Genomic DNA, 3,874 nt, shown 5'->3' with positions numbered 1-3,874 from the left:
CGCCATGGTGTTCCAGTCCTATGCGCTGTTTCCGCATCTGAAGGCATCGGACAATATCGGTTTCGGCCCGAAGATACGCGGCGAGACGCGCACGGTAATCGATGAGAAGGTCAAGAAGGCGTCCGGGGTCCTCAATCTCTTCTCCTATCTCGACCGCTATCCCCGCCAGCTGTCGGGCGGCCAGCGCCAGCGCGTCGCCATGGGCCGCGCCATCGTGCGCGAACCGTCTGTGTTCCTGTTTGACGAACCCCTGTCCAATCTCGACGCACAATTGCGCGTGCAGATGCGCGTCGAGATCAAGGCTCTGCACCAGCGGCTGAAATCGACGATCGTCTACGTCACCCACGACCAGATCGAGGCTATGACCATGGCCGACCGCATCGTCGTGATGGATCGCGGCAGGATCCAGCAGGTCGGGGCGCCGCTGGAGCTTTATGACAGGCCGGCCAACAAGTTCGTCGCCTCCTTCCTCGGCTCGCCGTCGATGAGTTTCGTCTCGGGTTCGCTCAAGACGACGCTTGAGAAAACCTGGTTCGAATCGGCCGGTGGCGGGCGGCTGGCGCTTGCCGGCAAACAGGTGCCGGCGGACAGCGCGGTGGAGGCCGGCATCCGGCCCGAGCATTTTGTCATCGGCGAGGCTGTCGACGCGATGGCGATCAGGGTGGATGTCGTTGAGCCCACCGGCTCCGAAACACATGTCTATGGCGCTATCGGTGCTGATACGGTACGCGCCGTGTTCCGTGACAGGGTGCCGGTCAGGCCGGGAGACCTGCTGCCGGTCTCGGTCGATCCCGGCAACATCCATCTGTTCGACAAGGCGACGGGCCTGCCTCTATGAAAATATCAGCATGAAGACGCCGGCCGACATCATCACGCGCCTGCAGCTGATGTCGCAGGACGGAACGAAGTCGGATCGCAAGCTGGCCGGCTTCGTGCTGGCAGACCTCGACTTCGTTTCCAAGGCGGCGATTTCGGAAATTGCCGCGCGCGTCGGTGTCAGCGAGCCGACGGTGACGCGGTTCTGCCGCAACCTCGGCTGCGAGGGCCTGCGCGACTTCAAATTCTATCTGGCGCAAGCCATCGCCATCGGCGGCCAGTATCTGTCGCCGGAGCCGTTGAGCCGCGATGCCCGCGAACAGCGCATCGCTTCCGCCATCACCGAAGCGGCGATATCGGCCATCCAGCGCGCCAGCGAAAACCTCGACATGACGACGCTGGTCGCCGTCGCCGCACGCATCGCGGTTTCCGGCAATGTGCTGTGCATCGGCTCCGGTGGCATTTCGTCGATGATGGCGACCGAAATGCAGAACCGGCTGTTCAGGCTTGGCGTGTCGGTGCTGGCGCAAATCGACGGACAGTTGCAACGCATGTACGCCGCCGTCGCCACCCCCGACACCACGCTGATCGCCTTCTCCGTCTCCGGCTATGCACGATCGGTCATCGATGCGGTGCAGGTCGCCCAGCAATATGGCGCCACGACGATCGCCATCACCCCGCCGGACTCCGCGCTCGCCAAGGTCGCCGACACGGTCATCCATTTCCAGTCGCTGGAAGACGGCAATATCTACAAGCCGACATCGTCGCGCTATGCGCTGCTGTCGATCGTCGACATGATCGTCACCTCGGTCGCCGAGACGCGCGGACCAAGGGTTCTGGAAAATCTGCGCCGCATCAAGCAGAGCGTCAACACGTTGAAAGTTGACGATCCGCGTTTGCCGCTGGGGGATTGACCCTCCGGCAAGGACATCAGGCCTGATGGCCGAGCGCCTCGATGCTTTTCGCCAACGTCTCCGGATCGCCTTCAATGCGCACGGTCTTCAGCCGCGCCGTGCCGCCGGCGACAACCGAGACGGCGGACCCCGGCACGCCAATCGCCTTGGCAATCAGCTTTTCGAGCGCATGATTGGCGGCGCCGTTTTCCGGCACGGCGCGGACGCGCGCTTTCAGATGGCTTCGCTCGTCCGCCGTGGTCTCGATGCCTTCGAGCCTGTCCAGCGCAGCCTTCGGCGTCAGCCGGACAAACACGTCGACACCATCATCGCGCAGGCGAAACGGCGCGCTCATACGATCATCGGGCTCACAGGACCAGAGGCGCCACACTGGTCAATATGAACTGCCGCAGGAAGAACAGGATCAGAAGCAGGATGATCGGCGAGATGTCGATGCCGCCAAGGTCCGGCATGAAACGGCGGATCGGCCGCAACGCCGGTTCGGTCAGCCGATAGAGCATGTTGCCGATGGAACCGACGAACTGATTGCGCGAGTTGACGACGTTGAAGGCGTAAAGCCAGGAAAAGATCGCCGATGCGATGATGATCCACCAGTAGAGGTCGAGCGCCATGACGATTGTCTGAATGAGGGCGAGCATGCCGGTCTCCAATTGTTGCCGACATGTAGCCATTGCACGCGAAACCGGCAAGGGCCGCCTGCCACGGTGCGCCGGTACGGCTGCCAGCCACTGGATTTCGGCAAACCTCCGCCTTGACAGGAAACCGCAGCGCCCGATAAATGCGCCCATCCGCTGGACGGGGCTGTAGCTCAGCTGGGAGAGCGCGTCGTTCGCAATGACGAGGTCAGGAGTTCGATCCTCCTCAGCTCCACCAGCGGATTAATTCCTCGCTCTCCGCGCCATATGCACTCCGCGACGCTCGTCCGGGCTTGCCTCCACGGCTGGCATTTGCCGTGCCGGCGCGCCTAAAAGGCCGCGCGCCGCGCCGCCTGTTTTCGCAATCTCCGGCAAGACTTTTGTCAATTGGACTTATGGCGGAAGCGCTCGTCGATTGTTTCCGTTTTTTTTGCAAACCGCCCCACTAAATTGACGTTACCAAATCAGTTTTTTCTGTGCGTTGTGGCCAAGGCGTTTCGGCGGGGGCGACCGGAGACGCTATATGGATTTCGAGTTGAAATGAAAAACCCGCCCGCGGAAGCAAAGACGTGTCAATTCGCGAGAATCTCGCTGCAAATCTTAGACGGCTGAGCAAGGACCATGCCTCCGTAAGTGCGGTATGCCGTGAGCTGCACATCAATCGCACGCAGTTCGAACGCTACCTGCAAGGGCAGACCGTTCCCAACAAGGCCACCGCCAAGCTGATATGCGATTACTTTCGGATCGACGAGGCCGAACTGTACCAGGATCCCGGCGCACCCGAGCCCGCGATGCGTGGCCTGCCGCCGGTTTCCGAGAGCCTGTTCAACCAGATGATCCGCCCTCCCAGTCCTTCGATCGCGGGCGGCACCTATTTCACCTATTTCTCGATCCCGGGCCGCCTCGACCTCCTGATGCGCTCGGTGACCTTCGTGCGGCGCGAAGCCGAACTGGTCACCTTCCGAAGGGTCACCGGATGGTCGGAGCGCCAGGGATCGACCTGGGCACGAGCGCGCGGCAATCACTATGGCGTGGCGATCTCGCGGCTGAACTGGATCTATTTCAGCGGCATCAATCGCCGACAGACCGGAGAGCCGTCGCTGATCTCCGTGCAATGGGCTCCCATCTCCGAACCGGTGCTGATGGGCAAGGCCATGCTTCTGACGGAGGCCGGCCCGGCATTCGTGTCCGTCATCATGCGGCGCGACATTGCCAATATCCAGGCAAGGGATGCCATCAGCATGGCGCATGTCATCAGCCTCGACGATGCGGGCGTCGACCAACTGGTTGTCAGCCTGACCCGGGACGGGTTGGGCTAATCCCTCGGATCGCCGTGTCTTACGCCAAATAAGAATAAGCGTACGCCGATAAAGCGTATGCCAACGATTGTCTACTCTGTATCTGAATAAAATCGATATTTTACACTTTAATGCCAGGAAAGATAATCCACACGTCCGTCTTCGGCTCGTGGTTTTACTATAATTTTAACAAACCATTAACTCTTCCGAC

At 61.0% G+C, this 3,874-nt stretch carries 5 protein-coding genes and 1 tRNA gene; 4 read left to right on the top strand and 2 right to left on the bottom strand.

Annotated features, from left to right (window positions below):
• Positions 1–838: ATP-binding cassette domain-containing protein (locus tag ENZ74_RS24755; protein WP_127313051.1), on the top strand; the 838-nt coding region annotated here is incomplete at its 5' end.
• 10 nt (positions 839–848) lie between these two features.
• Positions 849–1,730: a MurR/RpiR family transcriptional regulator gene (locus ENZ74_RS24750; protein WP_013528979.1), complete on the top strand. Its 882-nt coding sequence runs from the start codon at positions 849–851 to the stop codon at positions 1,728–1,730.
• Positions 1,731–1,746: 16 nt separating this feature from the next.
• Here the strand turns inward: ENZ74_RS24750 and ENZ74_RS24745 are convergent, their stop codons facing one another.
• Complete coding sequence (locus tag ENZ74_RS24745) at positions 1,747–2,064, bottom strand: DUF167 domain-containing protein (protein ID WP_063169480.1); 318 nt, start codon at positions 2,062–2,064, stop codon at positions 1,747–1,749.
• Positions 2,065–2,077: 13 nt separating this feature from the next.
• Positions 2,078–2,368 (bottom strand): YggT family protein, encoded by a 291-nt coding sequence (locus ENZ74_RS24740; RefSeq protein ID WP_013528977.1) that lies wholly within the window; start codon positions 2,366–2,368, stop codon positions 2,078–2,080.
• A 159-nt stretch (positions 2,369–2,527) separates the two neighbouring features.
• On the opposite strand from ENZ74_RS24740, the gene ENZ74_RS24735 reads away from it, so the two are divergent.
• Both ENZ74_RS24735 and ENZ74_RS24730 read left to right on the top strand, forming a co-directional pair.
• Positions 2,528–2,603 (top strand) — tRNA-Ala (locus ENZ74_RS24735).
• Positions 2,604–2,934: 331 nt separating this feature from the next.
• On the top strand, positions 2,935–3,684 hold the full coding sequence (locus ENZ74_RS24730; protein ID WP_024504719.1) for a helix-turn-helix transcriptional regulator: 750 nt from the start codon (positions 2,935–2,937) through the stop codon (positions 3,682–3,684).
• Positions 3,685–3,874 lie beyond the last annotated feature (190 nt).

It is taken from the genome of Mesorhizobium sp. M7A.F.Ca.CA.002.15.2.1, from assembly GCF_003998715.1.
In the GTDB taxonomy this organism is placed as follows: domain Bacteria; phylum Pseudomonadota; class Alphaproteobacteria; order Rhizobiales; family Rhizobiaceae; genus Mesorhizobium; species Mesorhizobium ciceri.
Note: the sequence above shows the minus strand (reverse complement) of the source record. Positions and strands in the feature narration are given on the sequence as shown.